Below are 20,301 nucleotides of genomic sequence, written 5' to 3'. Positions count from 1 at the left end.
GACGCTCACCGCCAGGTGCCCGGTTCGGCCGGGCGCACGACGACTCGGCCCTTGTGCTTGTTGGGCCCGAAGCCCTTCTGGCGCCGCAGCATGGTCCACACCACCCACTGCACCTCGGGTTCGCTGGAGCCGGGGACCCCTTTCACGCTCTCCTCGATCGTGTACTGCCGCACGAAGTCCCGGCCCAGGTCCTCCAACGGCCTGATGATCACCTCGTAGTTGGCCTCGGAGGCCAGCGGGGCCAGGATCCGGGAGACCCGGGTGCGCCACTGGTACCACCAACTGTCCGGTGCGGCCGGGCGCTTGTGCACGAGGCCGCCCAGGAGCATGTCCAGGTGGTGGGCGGCCCCCAGTTTGTTCTCCCTGGGCCAGCCCTCCTTCTCACCCAGTGCCTGCCCCGCGGTGAGCAGGAGCGAGGTCAGCCTGCGCTCGTAGCTGTCCCGGCTCTCCTCCGTGGCGAGGCTGCCCGGTTGGTGGTCGTGGTGGAGCGCGACCTGCAGTTCGGGGTCGAGTGCGGCCAGCCGCACGGCCTGCGCGGCGCGCACCGCCCAGGCCGGCCGGGGATCGCCGGGCGGGAGCTTTCCGAGCTCGGCCGCCGAGAGGCCGAGGGCCTTGTGGAACTTCGGGGGCGCCTCGGCGGCGGCGGCCGACAGGTCGGTGAAGTCCAGCGGCAGCCGTTGCGCGGGGCACAGGTCCTGCGGCAGCCCGGTGACGATCACGTCGAGATCGGCGATGTCCTCGTCCGCCACCGGGTGGCCCGCGTCGGCGGCCGTGGCCGCCGCTGTCGTACGCCACTCCGCTGCGACGGCGGAGGGAAGCCGCAGCAGTGACATGTGGACGCGCCGCCAGGTCCGGGCGACGAGCTCGGCGGGGTCCCCGCCGCCGTCGTCCCGACGGGCCTGGGTCGGCGGCGGGAGATAGCGGACCTGTTCGCGGCGGAGGTTCGCCTCCAGCCGGTCCAGCGCGGTGGCGAACTCCGTCAGCGGGTCCGCCACGGCGACGGCCGCGGTGGGTTCCGTACCGCGCGTGGTCGCGACGGCCGCGGTGGGCTCCGCGCCGCCGTGCGTCGTCGCGTCGGGGGTGCCGTCCTCGCCGGGGGCGGACGGCGCCCGTGGTGGCTCCGGAGTGTGGGGCGAATCCGGTGCCTGTGGGGGATCCGCCGCCGCGGGGGCCGCCGGTCCTGCCGCTCCGTCATGCCCGTTCGGCAGGTCCACCGGTCCTGCCGATCCCGCCGGTCCCGGTGGGTCCTGCTGCGCCGGTGCTTCGTGCTCCTCCGTCGATCGGCCGACCACTTCGGTCCGCTCGGTCTGTTCGACCTGCTCGACCCGATCGACCTGCTCCGTCCCCTCGGCCGGTTTGGTCGGTTCAGGTCGTTCAGGTCGTTCGGGCAGTTCGGACCGTTCGGTCCGCTCGCCCCGGTCCGCTCCGGTCCCCTCGGGGACGGTGTCCCGCGCGGCGGGACCACCGGGCGTGGGCGCCGTGCGGGCCGCCGCCTCGCGCAGTGCCACCCCCAGTTCCGTACGCGCCCGTTCGAGATGCTCGACGACCTCACGGGGGTCGTCCACGTACGGCGGGAGGTGGCCCGCCACGCCCTGCAGGGACTGCCAGCACTGGTGCAGCGCGTCGAACAGCGCCGTACGGCACCCCGAGGGCGAGTCCAGCACGGCGGTGGCGGCCTCGGCGAAGGCACCGAGCCGCAGCGCGTGGGCGCCGCTCGGCCCGTGGTCGTGGGCGTCGGTCATCAGTGCCTCCCGCTGTTGGGGTCCCAGTGGTGGTTGAAGTTGGTGGTGGGCCGGTCCATGCGCCGGCGCAGCACCCGGCCCGGAACCTCCTCCACCTGACGCAGCGTCTCGGCGGGCAGGTACGGCACGACGCCGCGGTGCACCCGCAGTCGTCCCCGCCCGTCCAGGCTGGCGTGGTGCCGGCCGTCCTGGACCGCGGCGAGATAGCCCAGGAAGACGGGCGAGCCGTCACCGCGGTCGAGGAAGAACTCGTAGGTGAAGGTGCCCTTCACCTCGGTGGGCGGCACCGTGATCGGTACGACGCGGCCCGGCATCGGCAGATCGTGCAGGTCGAGAGTGGAGTGGAAGGACTCCGGCAGATAGCCGTCGGCCGACACGGCCGCGTCACCGGTGTGGTCGGGCGAGGAGGGCGGGAACACCTCCACCAGCCTTCGCACGCCGTCGTCGTCGGTGCCGGCGCTCACACAGATGCGGCCGGGCACCGAGCAGCTCGGCAGTTCGGCGTCGAAGGCGAGCCCGGGCGCCGCTCCGTCCAGCTCGATGCCGGGACCGTCGACGAGCAGATGGGCCGGACCGTTGCACAGCAGGATGTACGGCACCAGCCGGTTGTCCATCTCGATCTGGTACTGCACCCCGCGCCCGCTGCCGCTGGGCGGGCGCCACACCGACGACGTGGGCGTGAATCCCTCGGCGCTCGCCGCCAGGGCGAGGTCGAACACGCCCCACTGCAGGGAGTCGCCCGAGCCGATGTAGCGGTGGAGGGACAGCACCCGGCTGAGGGCGTGCCAGCCGGTGCGCACCCCGAGCCGCCCCGACCTGTCGAGTTCGACGTAGGGATCGCCCGCCCGCAGCAGCGGAGTGACCCGGTCCATCTGGCCGCGCGGGCCGAAGTCGCAGGGCAGGCTGGAGAACAGCCCCTGCAGCCTGATGTCCAGATCGCTCAGCCGGATGGTGGCCCCGGCGCGTCCGCCCTTGGTGTGGTTGCGCTCGACCTGTCCGGCGACGTTGCGCACCGAGTGCGCCCAGGCCGCGCCGAGCGAGGTGACCTGCTTGGCGAACTTCACCTCGGCCGACACCTGGGTGGACCTGAGCCGGCCGAGACCGTCGCCGCCGTCGCCGCCGTCCGCGCCGTCCTGCCGCAGCACCGCCTCGACCTCCTGCTTGAGCTGGGCCATGCGGCTCGTACGGCCCGACAGCACCACCTGGTCGAGCAGGGGTTCGGGCAGCTCCGGCAGGCCCTTCTCGCGCCGCTCCTCGTTCTCCTCGTGGATCCGGCGGAACGAGCCGCGTACGAGGTCGGCGCCGAGCGCGGCGGCCCGCCGCAGCACGGGCTGCACCAGCTTGCCGAACTGCCCGGCGTCCAGGGTGATCTGGCCCTGCACCGCGCCCAGCCGGTGGTGCGGGCCGGCGTTCAGGACGTCCGCGACCTTCTCCGGCTCCAGTACGGCGTCCACCGCGCCCGGGGCACTCAGCTCGCGCTTCTTGAGCTCGGCGAGCCGCCACAGCAGCTCGAACCGGGTCTTGCGTTCGTCGCGCTCGGCCGCGTCGCCGACCACGGCCCAGTCCGTGGGCAGTGCCTCCGCCAGGACCGCGCCGACCTCGGGGGAGACGATCGTGTCCAATTCGTCGGCCGCCCGCTCGACCACGGCGTCGGCGTACGCGCGCCGCGGTACGCCACCGTGCCCGGCCGCGGCACGCTCCTCGACCCCTGACCCGTAAACCTGATCGTCCCCGTAGCCCCGGTCGTTCCCGTAGCCCGGGTCGCTCCCGTCGTCCTTGTCGGTCCCGTACGGGGAGGCCGGGGTGCTCAGCTCGTCCACCAGCCGTGCCTTGATCCAGTAGAAGACCTGGAGCGTCAGCAGGTCGCCGCCGAGCCGTTCGTGGCCCGTGGACCCCAGCAGCTCGGGCTCCAGCCGGTAGTCGCGGCCCGCGACGAACTCCTGGTCCTCGCTGAGCGCCGGCGTCTGGTCGACCAGGGTCAGCCGCAGCAGCGCGATGTCGGTGGTGCCGCCCCCGATGTCGACCACCAGCATCACCCGCTGCCACGTGGGCGGGTTGTCCCCGACCCGGCGGCAGCAGGCACGCAGTGACTCCAGGCCCGCGTTGAGGTTGTCGGTCAGGCCGCCCATCAGGAAGTACAGCCCGGCCGCCAGCCCCTCGTCGAAGTCCATGACGACACGCGGACCGCCGAGCGCCGTGCGGACGAGCTTCTCCAGCTTCTCCTTGACCTCCGGCAGGATCGTCGTCGGATACGTCACGACGACCGTGGCCATCCGGCTGATCGTGTCCAGGGCCGGGTTGTACGTGGTCTGCTCGGCGCCGTCGACCAGGAGGAGGTACATGTGCTGGGCCAGATGGTCGGCGGACAGGTCGGAGTCCGCGACCGGCTCCGGAGTGAGCTGCAGCGCCGCCCTCTTGATGCCCGTGAGTCCCTTGACGCCGGGCAGCCCCTCGGGGCCGTTCCCGCACAGGGCGAAGCCGCGGTCCCGGGGGTGCTCGGGCACGACGCCGTCGGCGTACTCCAGCTCACGCAGCGCACTGGACGGGGCGTCGGTGAGGCGGCCGGAGTCGTCCGGGTACTCGACGGCCTTGAGCGCGTGCCGGTTCAGCGGCGGAGTGCCGATGACCTCCGCGTACCCGGTGTGCAGCCGCCGGTTGAGCCAGCGGCGCAGCTCCGGTCCTGCCTGCTCGCGGATGGCCTCCACGCGCAGCATCAGCGCGTCGGCGACATCGGAGTCGCTCAGCCGCGCCAGCGCCTCGGCGCCGCTCAGCCGGGCTCCCCTGCGCGGCAGTTCGACCGACCCGGCGAGCAGCGCGTCCACTTCCTTGCGCCACTCGGTGGGGGCGCCGGCGGGCGGTGCGAGCAGGTCCCTCAGCAGCTCCGTCAGGGAGCGGGCCTGCGCCGGGTCGACCAGCTGCGCCTTGATCCGGGTCGGGTCGTGCAGGGTGGCCGTGGAGGCCGTGGTCCCGAAGTCGACCACGATGAACTCGTGTTCGTGCGTGCTGCCCGTGACATCGCGCAGGGTCAGGAACTCGTCGTCGTCCTCCGGTGACGGCGCCGCACCGGGCTCCTCGCCCGGTGGCGCGAACTCCAGCATGACCCGGCCGTGCGCGGTTCCCGCGTGTTCGACGGAGGCGTAGTCGACGCTCCAGTGCACGTCGACCCGCAAGGGCTCCTCGCCCGGGGCGGGCGGCGGCCCGGACACGGGGTGCACCAGGGCCGTGGGCAGCCTGGCGTCGTCGGACAGGGTGCGCGGCCCCTCCACGGTGATCGACGTGTACTGCTGGGGCACCCAGCAGTCGACCAGGGCCTGCGCCAGCTGTGGCGGCACCAGGCCGCCGCTGGGGGTGAGGACCTCGATGCGGGCGGGCAGATGCACGGTCACCATGCGGCTGCCGCCCGTGCCCTCCTGTTCCAGGACGACCTCGGGCAGCGCTATGCCGCCCGGGCCCGTGTACAGGCGGAACTGCCTGCGGCCCAGCGGGATCACGCCCGACGCGGGATCGGTGTGCGGGGCGCGGAAGACGATGCTCAGCTCGGTGCTCATGTCAGTTGTCGCTCCAGGCTCGGATCAGGATGTCGATGGGTTCTCCGTCCGGTGCCTCGTCGGCGCCGGTACCGTCCCCGGCGGTGGGCGGCTCGGTCCCGAGGGGTCGGCGGGGCGGGCGTACCTCGTTCTCCCGGGGCAGGTACTCGACGGTCTTCGAGTAGAGGGCGACCAGGTCTTTCTCGATCAGGGCGACGGTGCGGCCGAGGTGTTCGGTGACGAGCCGGGCGGCGGCGTCCGCGGTGTGCTGGCGCAGCTGGACCACCAGCAGCGGGTGCCGTTCGCGTTCTTCGGAGCGCTGGTCCTCCAGCCGGGGCGTGCGGTGGTCCCAGGGCAGCGCGTGCGGGGCGCGCATCGGGAAGCGGTTCTCCCGCTCCGCCTCCGTCGGGCCGGGCACGGACGCCAGTTCCTGGACCCGCTGCCTCGCCTTCACCGGGTTCAGGGCCGTCCACAGGTGGTTCAACTGCCCGTCGGCGCGCTGCGTGCTGCCGCGCAGCCGGGTGAACAGCTCGCTGAGCAGGGCGTCGGTCGCGGGGTCCGCCATCCACTCGCGCAGCGGCCCGAACTCGTCCTGCCAGTAGACCGCCCAGTTGTCGAACCAGACGCGCAACCGGTCGTGCTCGTCGTCGGAGCGCCGGTCGACCAGCGTGCCGAACTTCTCCAGGAAGGTGCCCGTCACGTCCGCCGACTCCTCGATCCCCGGCGAGTCCGCCACGACGGCCTTCTTCTGGCCGGGCCGCACCTCGATGGCGATACCGCCCTGCACGGGAGGTTGGCTGCGGGGCACCAGGTGGCCGCGGTCGCGCTCGGCCCGGCCCAGCAGTTCCTGCCACTCCCGCCAGTCGAAGACGTCGTCGCGCACCGACTCCGCGATCTCCTCGCGGTGGGGCGGCCGTCCGCCGAGTTCCGCGGCGTACGAGGCGTCGTGCGGGCCGTTCCCGCGCTGCGCGGGACTGCTGAGCTGATACAGCGTCGGCAGCATCAGATCGAGCAGTGCGCGCAACTCGGAGAGTTTCTCGGCCAGTTCGCGGTACTCCTCGGGCTGCTCGCCGCCCGAGGCCCGCCGGACGAGCCTTTGCAGCACGGTCAGTTCGCGCCAGAGCTTGCGATGCGAGCTGCGGGCCCGCTCCAGTTTCTGCTCCAGACCGTGCCGGCGCACATGGCTGTCGATCAGCAGGCGCAGCCGCTGGATTCCGCCGTCGTTGTCATAGGCGCGCAGCCGGTCCGTCCACGGGTTGGCCTCGTCGGCCTGGCGCAGCCGGTCGGCGATCCTCTCCCACCGTTTGGCGCCCGGCGGGTCGAGATCCTCCAGTGCCTTGCGGATCCGGTCACGGGTCTCCGGGGACGTCTCGGTGTAGGGGAGTTGATGCGCGCGGACGGCCGCGATCGACGAGACGACGACGATGCCGTCCTCGCGGTGCTGCACGAACTTGTTCCCGTACACGTGTACGCCGTTGACCTCGGCCGAGTGCGACAGCAGCCGCCGCAGCGGCAACGGTCCCTCCGGCACCTCGCGCAGCGCGGGCGGCTTGGCCAGGTCGAAGGCGTTGGCCGCGACGAGGGCCGCGCTGGCCAGGGCCTGCGGCTCCCGCCCGTCCTCGGTGAGCATGTCCCAGAAGGCCGAGGCGCCCTTCGATTCGGGGCGTACGGCACTGATGACCAGCAGGATGGTGTGTACGGACACCAGCTCGCGGCGGCTGAGGAAGGTGTCGCGGCCGTAGGAACCAGCGGCGTTGATGCCCGGGAAGTCCAGCAGCCGTACCGCGGTGTCCTGCGAGATCAGCCCCGCCAGGTCCCAGTGGTCGGGGGAGACCGTGACCCGCAGCGTCACCTTCTCGACCAGCGGGAACGCGCGGCGCAGCACCTCCGCGGCGACCGCGGGGTCGGAGTTCTTGAGCTGAGCCGTGTCGAAGGGCTGCACGACCCGCTTGGGCGGGGTCTCGGGGGTGCGTTCGGCCGCTCCGAGGAGCAGCGCCGCCCTGACCGCCGCGCTCGACACGCCGACGGACGTGCCGAGCAGATCACGCTGGCTCAGGGCCGCGTCCCGGATCCGGCACAGTTCGGTGACGGCGTCCCGGTACGCGGCGCCGATCGCCTCGTACGCGACCGGTCCGCCCGGAGCGGGCCACAGCCGCGGGTACCACGCCTCGAAGGGGGCCCAGCCGCGCGGGTCCGTCACGGGGTTGTAGCCGCCGAGCGCGAGACCTGCGCCGAGTTGCGGGTGCCGCTCGTCCAGCACCCGGACCAGGTCGTCGAGGACGGCTCCCACACACGCGGCGAGCTGCTTCTCGGTGAGGAGGGCGACGTCCGCGTTGTCGTCGGCGGTCGTCGGGGAGCCCGGTTCGCCGCGCGACAGTTCCAGCACGGTGATGTTGCCGGTGCTGGGTCCGGCCTCCACCGGCAGCAGATCGGGCTTGCCCAGCAGCGTGCCGAGGAGCAGGGACTTGCCGACCGAGTACTCACCCACCACGCCGATGGTGACCGGTGCGTTGAGTCGCGCGTCGAGTTCCGCCGCGAGTGCCTGGATCCGGTCCCGCGACTCGTAGGCCTCGGGTGTGTCGGGGATGTTCTGCTCGCTGAGCATGGCCAGGGTCTGGGTGGTGAACTCTCGCAGCTCCGAAAGGCTCGGGTTCTTCTGGAAGACGGTCACGATGCTCCACGCTCCGTTGGGCTGTGGCTGGCTGGCTGGCTGGGTGGATACATACGGCCCGGCCGGTCGTGTGCGGCCGGGTTCGGCCGGGGCGCGGGAGGGGTCACTGCAGCAGGAAGAAGAGCTCGATCCGGGCCGTTCCGGACCTGATGTCGCCGCTGCTGTCGTGGTAGCCGCGGATGATCTTCTCGGAGTACGGCGGGAAGAACGCGGGCTCGGTCTTCGGCAGCAGCCGGGCCACGGCGGTGGCGTAGGCGTCGCTCCGGCCGCTGTCGACGGCGCCTCCCGGGCCGTGGACCGTCCCGAAGACCATCACGAAGGCCGCCGTCCGTCCCTTGAACCCTTCGATCCTGTCGGCGACCTGGCGGTCCAGATCGGCCCGCGCGGCCTGCGAACCGGCGACCAGGGCGGCGGCGTCGGTGTGTACGGTGATCGACCGGGTCGCCGGGTCGAGCCCGCCCGGCCGGGTCCGTCGCTTCGGTTCCGGGGTCGGTCCGGGCGACGGGGACGTGTGCGTGGTGGGTGTCGGCGACGGCGTCGGGGGCAGCGGGATCGCACGGTGGGGCGGTGTCGTCTCGCCTCCGAGCACCACCAGCACGATCACCAGCAACAAGTCGGCGAACAGCCACCCCGCGAGGTAGGGCACCGCGGCCCGCCTCGACTGCCGGCTCACCGCGTCCCTTCCTTCTGTTCGTCCTTCTGTTCGTCCTGCCGTTCGCCGTCCCGTTCGTCCTTGTGCTCGTCCTTCTGCGCGTCCTTCTCCGGGCGGTCGAACAGGAACTGCCGGGGGTCGGGGACCGGGTGAGGACCGGCCGTCGGGGGTACGGGGTCCGCGGACCGTTGGTGGGGCGGTTGCGGCCCGGAGCCGGAGCCGGACCCGTCGGCCGTACGGCGCATGTGCTCCGCCGCCGAGTGCAGTTCGGCCGAGCCCCGTACGACCGCGCGCCCCGCCTCGTCGAGGCCGCCGGTGACACGGCGCAGGGCCTGCTCGAAGTCGGCTGTCGCGGAGTGGAGCCGCTCGTGGATCTGCTCCTGGCCGGTGTTGAGGTCGCGCTGGATCGACCGCTGGGCGTTCACGACGGTGCGCAACTGGTCGATGCGGTCGGCGAGTTCGGCCGAGACCTCGCGCACCTCCTGGCGCAGCGAGGCGGCCAGTGCGGTGACGGCCATGTCGTACGCCATGCCGATGCGGTCGGCTCCCTCGGCGGCCGAGCCCTCCAGCGCGGTGGGCAGGGAGGTGAGCGTGCGGTCCAGTCCCCGCACGGTGGAGGCGAGGTGCTGGGCCGACTCGGTCAGAGAGGTCTGCGCCCGTTCCATGGTGTCCCGGACCTCGTCGCGGATCCGCTCCATGGACTCGACGGCACGGTCGGTGACGGCGGACTCGCGGAGTTCGGCGGCCGCGGCGACCGCGTCGAAACGGTCGGCGACGGACGCGCCCGCCGCGCCGATCCGTTCGGCGGCGATCCGGCCCGCGTTGCCGACCGACTCGCGCAGGGCGCTCACGGAGCTGGCCACCTCGTTCGCCAGCGTCTCCGCGCCCTGGGCGACCTGACCCGCCGCGGTGGACGCGCCCCGGGTCGCCTCGCGTGCCTCGGAGGCCCCCGCGCGCAGGATGCCGAGCGCCGAGTCGAGGTTGGTGAGAGCGGTGACGGTGCGGTCGGTGGCCCCGTCCGCCTGGGCCACGGTCCTGCGCGCCCCCTCCTGGACGTCGACGGCTCCGCCGATGAGTGTGCGCAACTGCTCCGCCGCGCCCTGCAGTTCCTCGGTGAAGCGGCGTGGGGAGGTGGCCGCGGCCCGGGCCGCCAGCGCCTCCGTCTGGGCGAGGGCGCCGGACAGCCGCTGGGAGAGCACCAGGCGTTCGCGCTCGTCCCGTTCCTCCCACCGATGGCGCAGCATCGTGGTGGTGGCCAGCGCGGCCAGCGCCAGGACCGTCCAGACCGCCATCATGTCGAAGCGGAGGAACGGCCACAGGTGGCCGTCGAAGCCCTGCTGCCACAGCGTCAGGAAGGAGTCCTCGGACGTGCCGCCGGCGGCGCTCATGCGCTGGTTGGCCCAGGCGGCGGCGCCCAGCCCGAACCAGGTGATCAGCAGCGGGACGAAGACGAGCACCGTGGGCAGCAGACCGAGCCGCCGTCCCCGGCCGCCGCCCTCGACCGGGCCGTCACCGAGCGCGTCGGGCCCGCCGTAGGCCGCGACGAGGCTGCCGGCCGCCCACACCTCCAGGCCCGTTCCGGTGCTGACCGCCTCGGCCAGCTGGTGCAGGGCCGCACGGTGTCTGACGAGTCTGGGATGTCCGGCCAGATCCGCCAACTCGGCTGCCAGAGCGACTGGTTCGCGATGCGTAGGGCCCGGTTTCGGAGGCTGCGCGGATGCGCGCCCTCGACTCCGGTGCGGAACGAGACGGAACAGCCTCACAGCACACCACCCCCCGTCAGTGGCCGGTTGTCCCGGACCACTGTCGGGGCGATGGAGCGACGAGATTCGGTCAGGTGACGTATTCGGCCGAGGTATTCACCGCGACCCGCCGGAACGGCGTGACCTGCCGGAGCAGTGTGACCCGCCGGAACGGCGCGACCCGTCCCGGCGCGGTGCCGCGTGGGTCAGCCGACCTCGGACAACGAGGTGCCTCCGTCCGTCGCTCCGAGTTCCGAGGCCGGCTCGACATGCGGCGCGGGCGGTTCCAGAGGCGCCCGCTTGGGCTTGGGCGGCCGGGGGCGGCGGGGCACGGGTACGCCCGGCAGAGTGCCGCCGTCGGCCGCGGGCCAGCCACTCTGTGCGGCGATGGCCCGCAGGATGTCCGGGTCGCGGATCACGACGCCGCGGTACTTGGTGGTCACGGCCCCGGCGGCTCTGAGACTGCGCAGCGCGCGCTGCACACTCGCGTCGGAGATACCCGCCAGCGCGGCCAGGTCGGTGTGACTGAGCGGAACGTCGATCCGCAGGCCCTCGGGCACGGCCCGGGCGTAACTGCGGACGAGATTGTCCAGGGTCCTGGCCAGCCGGACGGTGGCCGTGCCGCCGCTGGTGTCGATGCGGTGGCGGGTGGCGCCGCGCAACTTGCCCGCCACCGATCGCTGCACCACCTCGGCCGCGTCGCGGTTCTCCCGCAGGAAGGAGTGGAACGCCGCACTGGTCAGGGTGCGGGTGACGGTGGGGCGTGCGGCGATCACGGTGGCCGAGCGCGGCTGACCGTCGAGCGCCGAGACCTCGCCGACCAACTCGCCGCGCACCCGGAGGGCGAGCAGCACCGTGCCACCGTCCTCCGCGGCACCGACGACCTTGACGCAGCCGTCGGTGAGCAGCAGCACGGTGGTCTCGGGGCCTCCTTCGCGGATCAGGACGTCGCCGGTCCCGTACCGCACGACACGGCCGAGCCGCAGCAGCGCGCCCCGGTCGTCGGGCGGCAGGTTGGCCATGAGTGTTCCCTGCGGCCAGCGGCTCACGGCCGTCGTGTGGCTCCCGGGACTGGAATGGGTGTGGTTGCGCATGTGGTCCCCCCTCGGTCGACGCCGCCCGCTTTGCGCACGGGCCTGCGTACCGGTGCGAGGAACTTAGCGCACAAATGAGTTGTCGGAGTATCAGAAGGACAGATCGGTCTTGAGGTCGAAAGAGTGCACGAATTACCTTCGGCCGGTTCGGGCAACCGGTCACCTGACCGGGTCTTCCCCCGCCCGCTCCGGCACCATGGCCCCGCCGCGCGGGTGCCGGCGCCGGTCCCGTTGGCCGTTCCCCTGCCCGCCAGCCGAAGGAGCCCGATGGACATCGTCATGCTGGGTCACAGCGGGGTGGGGAAGACCAGTTACGTCTCGCTGATGTACGCGGCGATGCGCGACGGCATCCAGGGGTTCGGGCTGTGCGCCCGGGAGGAAACCCGGCACGAGGAGCTCACCGCGACCGCCGAGGAGGTGCTGCGGGGACGCTACCCCCAGGCGGGCCACCGGCGGGACGTCCTCGATCTCGTGCTCCACTACCGGGGACGTGCGGTGCTGCCGGTGCGCTGGCACGACCACCGCGGCCTCGGGGGCCCGGACGGGGAACGGCTGCACCGCCGTCTGACCGGAGCCGACGGGATCATGGTGTTCGCCGACGCGCCCCGGCTGCTCGCCGACGAGACGTACCGTACGGCGCTGCACCGGGCGGCCGTGCCGGTGCAGCGCGCCCTCGCCGAGCGTGACGGCCGACTGACGCCACTCGTACTCGTGTTCACGAAATGCGACCGCGTCGACTCCGGCGCGGGCCCGGCGGCACGGCTCGACGCCTTGGTGGAGCCCTTCGAGGACGTCATCCGGAAGGTCGCCGTCACCGAGAACCTGCGCGGCGCCGTCGCCCTGGTCGCCTGCGGCCGTGAGCCCGCCAACGTGACCGTTCCGGTCCTGTGGAGCCTGCACCACGCGATCGTCGGGCGTGGCCTCGCCCTGCACGCCGCCCTCAGTCCGGCACGCACCCTCGCCTCGGCGGACGAGGCCGCCGAATACGAGCGTCTGGAACCCCTGTTCGCCCCCGCCGAACGGCTGGTGACCCTGTTCTCCCAAGTACCCAGCTTCTGACCCACCGGCCCCGACCGGGGGCCCGGACCCTGTCGGCGAATCCGCAGCGGAGCCATGCTCCGCGGAAGTCGTGAGCACTAAATCGATTTAGTGCTCACGACTTCCGGCACACATGCTGGGCAGCCGACATGACCGACCGGATTGGCCAACAGCATCCGGGCCCGGGCGGGGCCGGCAGGCCGGCCGTTCATCACCCGCCGGTCGGTGTGCGGTGGCGTACGCCGACCGCCGGCGCGGCGATCCGGACGGCCCCTGCCGCCGCCCGCAGCCGTTCGCACAGGCCGTCGAGACCGGCGCCGCCGGACACCCCGTCGAGCAGGAGCAGTACGAGGACCGCGATCGCGCCCTTCCGCGTCGGCCCGGCCCAGCTCTCCCAGCCGCTCACCCGCTTCATGGCGGTGGCCAGGAAGAACCCCGCGGCGGCCGGCAGCAGTACGCCGATGGGGCTCAGTACCGCGTCGAGCGTGCCGCCCGCGTCGGCGAGCTGGTCGGAGGCGGAGCATCCCGGATCGGCCTGTCGGCATCCCTGGCGCTCGAACGCCGAGAGCAGGTCGCCGAGGCCGAAGAGGGACGCGGCCGGCAGGACCGTGCCCACGGCCGCCGGGCGCCCCGCCGCCCGCAGGGACGGCCACAGCGACAGCCGGGCGTTGCCGGCCAGCGCGAGGGCGCCGTCGTCCCGTGTCAGGACCCCACGGGTCCCCCACCAGCGCACGCGGACCGCCCACCACAGCGGACTCCTGAGCCTTCCCCGACACGGCACAACCCTGGCGGTGCGGCGGGGTGGTGCCGTCCGGGCGGAAGGATGCGGTACGATTGATCTTGAGCTTCCCGCCGGAACACTCGGTGGAGAGCCTCGCGTTGGTGGTCCAAGGAAAGACGCCCCGCTTCCTGCGGGGAGATGCAGGTGCAAGGCCTGCCCGGCGCTCCACACGAACCCCGCCCCCGGTCTCCGGAGGCGGGGTTTTTCTCTCCCGACGACGGTTCACGCCGCGCACTCCGGCGTGTCCGCCCGCGTGGCTCAACCGCGAGAGCGTACGGGGGTGAGCGATCGGTTCCGTACGCTTCCGCTGCTCGGGGGCGCCCCGCCGTTGCCCTCCTGTCCGCCCTGCGCCGGGTGGGAGCATGTGTCCGAGCAGGCCGTGCGCCACCGGAGAAGGAGTCACGCGTGTTCGACAACCTCAAGGACCTCAAGAATCTCAAGGACAAGGCCGAGGGACTGGCCGGGGATCACAGTGACAAGATCTCCGACGGGTTGGAGAAGGCGGGCGACCTCGTCGACGACAAGACGGACGGCAAGTACAGCGACAAGATCGACACCGGTGTCGACAAGGCGCAGGACTACGTCCAGCAGCTGGGCGGGAACGGCGAGAACAAGGACTGATCCTCAGGGCGCCGAGTCCTTCGTACCGTCGGCAGCCGCGTAGGCCTGGGCCGGGGTCATGGCGACGCCGTCCAGGCTGACGGTCCTGTAGGGGCTGACCTTGGCGCAGGTCTTGGACTGGTCGGCGGTCTCGGCGTGCGCGTCGGAGGTGGCGGCCCCGGTGTCGGCCGGGGCGGCGGAGGCCGCGGCGCCGGGGTAGGTGGTGCCACTGGTCCAGTCGGTGCCGATCACCAGGGTCAGGCCGCTGCCCGTGCCCTGCCTGAGGCGCGAGGAGGCGAGGCCCAGCGCGCGGGTGACGGTCTGGGCCTCGGCCTTCTGCCCGGCGCCGTACGTGAGTGTGGTCGTGGATGTGCCGACGGGGGCGTTGCCGGTGGTCGTGCCGGGGCTGAAGCCCTTGTCGATCAGGGCGGTGGCGACGGAGGAGGCACGGCCGCCGATGCTCGTGCCGTTCTCCACCGTCACCGCGATCCGCGCGGCGGGCATCGCGGTGGCCGTGGCGGTCGCGGAGGCCGCGGCGGACTTCTTGCCGGACGCGCCGGTCAGCGACTGGTCGTTCGCGATGGTGGCGAAGAGGCTCTGCGCGGTGGAAGCGACCACCAGCCGGTTGCTGTCGTTCGGGTCGGGCGCCGTCTGCATGGTGGTGAACGTGATGCGCTTGGCCGGGACCTTGTCCAGATCGGCGGCGAGCCCGATCAGCTTCCTGACGCTGCCCAGCCCGGTGTCCACGGTGAGGGCCTTGGTGGCGGCGTCGGCCAGGTGGTAGACGGCGCCGGGGTCGGTGAGGGTGCCGGCGCTCTTGAACTTGCGGATCATCGAGCTGAGGAAGAGGTGCTGGGAGTAGGTGCGGCCCAGGTCGCCGCCGTCGCCGAAACCGTGCCGGGAGCGGACGAACTCCAGGGCCGCGACGCCCTTGAGGGTATGGGTGCCCTGGGCCAGCTTCAGATGCGAGTACGTGTCGTAGACGTTGTGGTCGACGCACACGGACACCCCGCCCACCGCGTCCGACATCGTCACCACGCCGGAGAAGTCCAGTTTGACGAAGTGGTCGATGGGGATGCCGGTGAGCTTGTGCACGGTGGCCACCTGGCAGGCCGGTCCGTACTCCAGAGCGCTGTTGATCATGCCGGAGTAGCCGGACGTGGAGATACCGGTCCCGGTGTTCTTGCAGGCGGGAACGGAGACCACGGTGTCACGCGGGATGCTCATCACGGTGGCGTTGGAGCGGTCGGCGGATATGTGCATCACCATCTCCACATCCGCGTTGGACCCCGACTGCACGCCGGTCTGCGAGCAGCCGCCGCCGAGCTTGCAGTCGCTCTTGCTGGTCCGGCCGTCACTGCCCATCACCAGGATGTTGATCGGGGTGCGGCCGAAGGCGTCGGCCTTCTCCTTGCCCGCGCTGTCGCTTTTCGTGCCGTCGGTCAGCGAGACGCTGTGGAGGTTGCTGTTCAGATGCTCGTAGAACCACCATCCGGCGCCCGCGGTGGCCAGGATCAGCACCGACAGCGAGATGGCGGCCATCCGCAGAACGCGCCTGCCGCGCGGCACGGGCTTGGCGCGGCGCCGCGCCCCGGCACGAGTGCGCGCACGAGACCCGGCCGACGGCGCGGAGTGCGAGGCGGCGGAGCGGGGGGTGGAGGACTGGGAGCCGGAGGACTGTGAGGTGGAGGAGCGAGAGGTGCGCGAGGTCGGGGCATGGGGCGTCGCCGAGCGGGACCCGGCCCGGTGGCCGGCCGCCTGTCGCGCCGCCTCGCCCCCTTCCGTACGCTGCTGGGGCACCCCACGTCCGCGCCTGCGCGTGGCTTGGCCGACGGGGCCGTCCCCAGGTTCAGTCATCTCGCACTCCCACGAAACGGTCGGGCCGGTCAGGCCGTCGGTGCTGCGGCCAGGTGCGCGGCCGTGTCCGTCGAGTGAGGCGGGATCCCGCCCCACTTGCGTGGTTGCGCAATATAGCAATCGCAGGTGAAAGCCATAGGGGTGCTCGTTCAAGCGTTCGGTAAGGATCCGTTCGCGGCGTGCTCCTCAGAAGGGTTCCGGGAGCGGCACGCGCCCCGACCCGCTGCGGACCCGCTCGATGAGCGCGGCATAGGCGGCGATCATGCGGGTCCGGCTGAACCGTTCGCGGCTGAGGGCGAGGGCCGGTGCGAACTCGGGGCCACGCGCCACCGCCTCGCACCAGGCCAGGGCGATCGCTTCGGGGTCGGGCGGGGTGACGAAGCCGTGCCCGGCCACGATCGAGGCGCTGTCGCCGACGTCGGTGGCGACCGGGACGGCGCCGCACATCATGCCCTCGATCAGGCACAGCGGTGCCGCCTCGCCGCTGGAGGAGGTCAGCGACACCACGTCGGCGGCCGTGTACACGTTCTCCATGTCGTTCCGTACGCCGAGCAGGGAGAGCCGGTCGGCGAGCGGGGCCTCGTCGCCGAACGCGAGGGCGATGTCCTCGCGCAGGCCGAGGTTGGCCCGCGTCATGCCCGCACCGCACATCAGGATGTGACCGTCGGGCTGTCGGCGCAGCCAGGCCCGGGCGGCCCGCAGGAACAGCGGCACGTTCTTCATCGCGGCGTAGCGCGCCGCGAAGACGATCACGGGCGCGGTCTCCGGGATGCCCAGGGACGTCCGCAGCAGGGCGCGTCTGAAGGGGTCGGGGCGGAACCGCAGCAGATCCACGCCGTTCGGAATGACGTGCAGCAGCCCGGCCGGGATCCCGGCCGCGGCGTACGCCGCGCGCGTCGACTCCGCGCAGCAGATCCCGGCGGCGACCCGGCCCTCTGCGATCGCGGTGCGCAGCTCGTCCAGGGCCGTCCCCTGGTTCTCCGGATCGGAGCGGTGCAGACACACCACGACGGGCCGCCGGGGCAGGCCCGCCTGGTTGAGCAGGCCGAGCGGCTGCTCCTTGAGGGACAGGATGACGTCCGCGCCCGCCACCGCCCGCGCGGTGGCGGCCAGCTCCGGCCCGCTGAAGGCCTCCGCGCCGCCGGGAGCCCCGCCGGGGGCCCCGGGGGTGCGGCCCAGGGAGGTGACCGGAATGCCGGCCGCCGTCAGCGACCGGTAGCAGACGTCGTCCTCCATCCGCTGGCGGGTCGCCTCCCGATACATTTCGCCATTCACGCTCAGCACGGCGTGCCGCTGGCCGCCCTCTTGAAGCCCCAGTACGACATCGCTGTGCACGATCCGGGCCCCGCCCGAAAAGAATCCTTCATAGATTGACAGCACACGCAGTTCGTCCATCACGCGCACCTCTTGGCCCGTCTCGCAGAAAGGGAGGAAACCTTTTCAACCCCTGTGATCTGCGGGTTAGCCGCTATGGACACAGGGGAAACTTGCGCGCCTGTGAACTCGTCGTTTCAAATGTGGACACGCTCGGTTACGGCGCACCGTTCCGGCGCGCAAGGCGCCCCAAGAGGCGAGGTACGCGGCGGTCGGCCGTCCTCACACCAACCGAGCGGTAAAGAACAGGCCAGAAAAACGGGCTCCACCACGGGCCGTGCGGCAGGGCACGGCAGGCTGCGCGGCCGGGTACGGCAGGCTCTGCGGCGGGTCGCGGCGCGGCCGAAGTGGAAGGGCGAATGTCTGGGTATTTCCGGGTTCTGGTCGACCGGCGCATGCCACACTGACGCAGGGGGGAAGCGGCACCGGAGACGCGGGGCCTCGCGTCTGGCTCCCGTACCGCCGCGCGCCATGTGCTCGGGAGGATCGCTGAAGCATCCGCAGTGGCCCGGTTGCTCCGTGACACGACGTCCGGACGCGGCGGTGCGCTGTTCATCGTGGGGGAACCCGGACAGGGCCGCACGACCCTGCTCCGCAGGATCCTCACCCTCGACGACACCGTCCGTGCGGTGCATCTCGCCGGCACCGCCGCCGAGTCGGGACTGCGGCACGCGGGTCTGCACCAGGTCGTCCAGGCGTGCCGCTGCGATCTGCCGCGACTGCCCGCACCCCAGCGCGACCTGCTCGGCCATCTGCTGGCCACCGGGCAGCAGCGGCCGGGAGACACCGGACTCGCGGTCGGCGCGGCGACGCTCGGACTGCTCGGTGCCGCGGCGGCCCGGCGCCCCCTCCTGCTCGCGATCGACGACGCCCATCTGCTCGACACACCCTCGCGGGAGGCGCTGCTCTTCGTGGCCCGGCGCATCGCGGACGAGCCGATCGCCCTGGTCCTCACCGCCGGACACCGCCGCTGCGCCGACGGATCCGCCCTCCGCCCGGCCGTCACCGGCGTACCGGAGCTGAGACTGGGACCGCTGGCGGCGGCCGACGCGCGGACCCTGCTCCAGCAGTCCGCCCCGTACCCGCTGCGGCGGTTCGTCGCCGACCGGCTGCTCGCCGTCGCGGAGGGCAATCCGCTCGCCCTCACCGAACTGCCGGCCGTCCTCACCGCGGGCCAGTGCTCCGGGAACCTGCCGCTCGACGACCCGCTCACCCCGGGCGAACGGCTGCGTGACACCCATCTGCCCACCCTGGCCCGGCTCTCCGACACCGCCCGGGACGCCCTGCTGGTGCCCGCCGCGGCGGGCGACATCACCGACGGCGACCTGCGGCGCGCGCTGGAGCTGCTAGGACACGCCCCCGACGCGCTGCTGCCCGCGGAAGAGGAGGGGATCGTCGAACCGCGCCGGGGGCGGCTGGTCTTCGCCGACCGACGGCTGCGCCTCGTCACCTACCACGACGCCCGTACGTCACGACGGCGCACCGTCCACCAGGTGCTCGCGCGGGTGCTGCGCGGCCCCCTCGCCGGACGCCACCTGGCGGCCGCGCACAGGGGCCCGGACCAGGCGGTGGCACAGGCCGTCGAGGCCGCGGCGAGCGCGGCCGAGGAGACGGACCCGGACACGGGCGCCGAACTGTACGAGCGCGCCGCGGGGTTCGCCGACGACCACGACGAAGCGGCCCGGCTGCTGTGCCTGGCGGCGGTCTGCCGGCAGCGGGCCGGAGCCGACGAGCACGTACAGACACTGCTGGGCAAGGCCCTGGCGCTGGCCCGCGCGCCGGGACTGCGCCGCGAACTGGGGGTCGTCCAGGCACGTCAGCGTGGTGCGACCGGCCACCCCAGGATCGCCCACCGGGTCCTGCGCGACGCGGCCGGACGGTTGACCGGCGAGCCCGACCGGGCCGCCCAGCTCCTGCTGGAGGCCGTCGATTCCGCGGTCCACGCGGCCGACAGCAGGGCCGCGCTGGGCAGTGCGTGGCAGGCGTACCGGCTCACCCGGCTGTGCGGCGGGGATCTCGCGGAGGCGGCGGCCGTCCATCTCGCACAGGTCCTGGCCCTGCGCGGGGAGCGCGGGCAGGCCCGCGAACTCCTGCTGGGGCAGACGGCCGGCGAGGCCGCGAGCGCACTGGTGGGCCGGGCGGAGGTCCTGGGCTGGCTGGAGGAGTACGAGGCGGCCCGTGTACTGCTGGACCGCGTGCTCGGCGACCAGCCCGGCACGGACGACGGCACCGAGGGCGGCACGGGCACGGCACAGCGGGCGGCCGCGCTCGGCTGCCGGGCCTGGATCCGGCTGTGGACCGGGGACTGGCACGGCGCCCGCACCGACGCCACCCAGGCCGTGGCCTGCGCGGAACAGCGGCAGGAGACCGCCTCCCTGGCCCAGGGACTGGTGGCGCTCGGACGGCTCGAAGCCGCGCAGGGCCGGGTCGCGGAGTGCGGGGCGACACTGGCCCGCGCCGCCGGGGTCGCGCGGGCGCACGGCCTCGAACTCGTCATGGGGCAGATCGCCGTGGCCGAGGGCCTGCTGGCCCTGGGCGCGGGCAAGTACGAGGAGGCGGTGGCCGGTTACGAACGCGCCGGGGCCCTCGCGCGCGGCGCGGGCATCGAGGACCCCTCGGTGGCCCCGTGGGCGGCGAACCTGATCGAGGCGTATCTGCGCAGCGGGCGGATCGGGGAAGCGGTGCGCGAGCACGGCCGCTTCGACACCGAGATGCGGCGCTCGGGACCCTCCTGGGCGCTCGCGGTGAGCGCCCGGTGCCGTGCCCTGCTGCTCGAAGCCGAAGGGCACGGCACGCCCGGCGCGATCGAGGCGGCCTTCCACGAGGCACTGGAGTGGCATGCGCGCGGCGCCGTCGTCTTCGAGCACGCGCGGACCCTGCTCTGCCACGGGGAGTGGCTGCGCCGCACGGGCCGTACGCCGGAGGCACGCGAAACCCTGGACGAGGCGCTCGCGGTGTTCTCGGCGCTCGGCGCCGTCCCGTGGGAGGAGGCGGTCCGCAGCGAACTGCGCGCGGCGGGGGCCCGCACCGGCCGTACGAGCCGTGCGCAGCTCACCGAGCAGGAGGGGCGGATCGCCGCGCTGGTCGCGGGCGGCGCGACCAACAAGGAGACGGCGGCGGCGCTCTTCCTCAGCCCGAAGACGGTGGAGTTCCACCTCGGCAATGTGTACCGGAAGCTGGGGGTGCGCTCGCGCAGTGAGCTGGCGCGGCGGGGGCTGTGAGC

Annotated in this window: 12 protein-coding genes and 1 tRNA gene; 4 read left to right on the top strand and 9 right to left on the bottom strand. The window is 72.9% G+C overall.

The window, feature by feature from the left end; all coding sequences use genetic code 11:
* Window positions 1-5: 5 nt before the first annotated feature.
* The 6 genes from RV986_RS09390 to RV986_RS09365 all read right to left on the bottom strand — a co-directional run bounded on the left by RV986_RS09390 (window position 6) and on the right by RV986_RS09365 (window position 11,356).
* A complete protein-coding gene (locus tag RV986_RS09390) occupies window positions 6-1,742 on the bottom strand; it encodes a hypothetical protein (protein ID WP_475916952.1) in 1,737 nt (578 codons plus the stop codon).
* Window positions 1,742-5,290 carry a hypothetical protein gene (locus RV986_RS09385; protein WP_475916951.1) on the bottom strand — a complete coding sequence of 1,183 codons (3,549 nt, stop codon included), beginning with the start codon at window positions 5,288-5,290 and terminating at the stop codon, window positions 1,742-1,744. The genes RV986_RS09390 and RV986_RS09385 overlap by 1 nt, the downstream gene beginning before the upstream one ends.
* A gap of 1 nt (window position 5,291) precedes the next feature.
* On the bottom strand, window positions 5,292-7,940 hold the full coding sequence (locus tag RV986_RS09380) for a hypothetical protein (RefSeq protein WP_475916950.1): 2,649 nt from the start codon (window positions 7,938-7,940) through the stop codon (window positions 5,292-5,294).
* A gap of 103 nt (window positions 7,941-8,043) precedes the next feature.
* Entirely contained in the window at window positions 8,044-8,613 is a 570-nt protein-coding gene (locus RV986_RS09375; protein ID WP_475916949.1) for a hypothetical protein, read from the bottom strand.
* On the bottom strand, window positions 8,610-10,250 hold the full coding sequence (locus RV986_RS09370; protein WP_475916948.1) for a methyl-accepting chemotaxis protein: 1,641 nt from the start codon (window positions 10,248-10,250) through the stop codon (window positions 8,610-8,612). Before RV986_RS09370 ends, RV986_RS09375 begins: the two co-directional genes overlap by 4 nt.
* 290 nt (window positions 10,251-10,540) lie before the next feature.
* Window positions 10,541-11,356, bottom strand: coding sequence for a Crp/Fnr family transcriptional regulator (locus tag RV986_RS09365; RefSeq protein ID WP_475916947.1), 816 nt, complete (start codon window positions 11,354-11,356; stop codon window positions 10,541-10,543).
* 339 nt (window positions 11,357-11,695) lie between these two features.
* Here RV986_RS09365 and RV986_RS09360 point away from each other — a divergent pair, with 339 nt between their 5' ends.
* The gene (locus RV986_RS09360) at window positions 11,696-12,487 is read left to right on the top strand and encodes a Rab family GTPase (RefSeq protein WP_475916946.1); all 792 of its coding nucleotides are present in this window, start codon (window positions 11,696-11,698) and stop codon (window positions 12,485-12,487) included.
* 190 nt (window positions 12,488-12,677) lie between these two features.
* Here RV986_RS09360 and RV986_RS09355 read toward each other — a convergent pair whose 3' ends face one another.
* Complete coding sequence (locus tag RV986_RS09355; RefSeq protein WP_475916945.1) at window positions 12,678-13,199, bottom strand: hypothetical protein; 522 nt, start codon at window positions 13,197-13,199, stop codon at window positions 12,678-12,680.
* Window positions 13,200-13,342: 143 nt separating this feature from the next.
* Between RV986_RS09355 and RV986_RS09350 the strand changes: the two genes are divergently transcribed.
* Both RV986_RS09350 and RV986_RS09345 read left to right on the top strand, forming a co-directional pair.
* Window positions 13,343-13,415, top strand: a tRNA-Gly gene (locus RV986_RS09350).
* A 237-nt stretch (window positions 13,416-13,652) separates the two neighbouring features.
* Window positions 13,653-13,868, top strand: a complete 216-nt coding sequence (locus tag RV986_RS09345) for an antitoxin (protein ID WP_475916944.1) — start codon at window positions 13,653-13,655, stop codon at window positions 13,866-13,868.
* A 3-nt stretch (window positions 13,869-13,871) separates the two neighbouring features.
* On the opposite strand, the gene RV986_RS09340 is transcribed toward RV986_RS09345, so the two are convergent.
* Both RV986_RS09340 and RV986_RS09335 read right to left on the bottom strand, forming a co-directional pair.
* A complete protein-coding gene (locus RV986_RS09340; RefSeq protein WP_475916943.1) occupies window positions 13,872-15,704 on the bottom strand; it encodes an LCP family protein in 1,833 nt (610 codons plus the stop codon).
* Between the two features lie 186 nt (window positions 15,705-15,890).
* Window positions 15,891-17,084, bottom strand: a complete 1,194-nt coding sequence (locus RV986_RS09335) for a glycosyltransferase (RefSeq protein ID WP_475924230.1) — start codon at window positions 17,082-17,084, stop codon at window positions 15,891-15,893.
* A gap of 467 nt (window positions 17,085-17,551) precedes the next feature.
* Between RV986_RS09335 and RV986_RS09330 the strand changes: the two genes are divergently transcribed.
* Window positions 17,552-20,299 (top strand): helix-turn-helix transcriptional regulator, encoded by a 2,748-nt coding sequence (locus tag RV986_RS09330; RefSeq protein WP_475916942.1) that lies wholly within the window; start codon window positions 17,552-17,554, stop codon window positions 20,297-20,299.
* The last annotated feature ends 2 nt before the right edge of the window (window positions 20,300-20,301 follow it).

The sequence above is a fragment of the Streptomyces sp. RLA012 genome, from assembly GCF_056270325.1.
This window is presented reverse-complemented; position numbering and strand designations above follow the sequence as displayed.

Excerpts from the sequence above, each read along its gene's own strand:
- RV986_RS09385 (WP_475916951.1), bottom strand. The coding sequence starts at position 5,290 with ATGAGCACCGAGCTGAGCATCGTCTTCCGCGCCCCGCACACCGATCCC.
- RV986_RS09390 (WP_475916952.1), bottom strand. The coding sequence starts at position 1,742 with ATGACCGACGCCCACGACCACGGGCCGAGCGGCGCCCACGCGCTGCGG.
- RV986_RS09365 (WP_475916947.1), bottom strand. The coding sequence starts at position 11,356 with ATGGCCAACCTGCCGCCCGACGACCGGGGCGCGCTGCTGCGGCTCGGC.
- RV986_RS09360 (WP_475916946.1), top strand. The coding sequence starts at position 11,696 with ATGGACATCGTCATGCTGGGTCACAGCGGGGTGGGGAAGACCAGTTAC.
- RV986_RS09340 (WP_475916943.1), bottom strand. The coding sequence starts at position 15,704 with ATGACTGAACCTGGGGACGGCCCCGTCGGCCAAGCCACGCGCAGGCGC.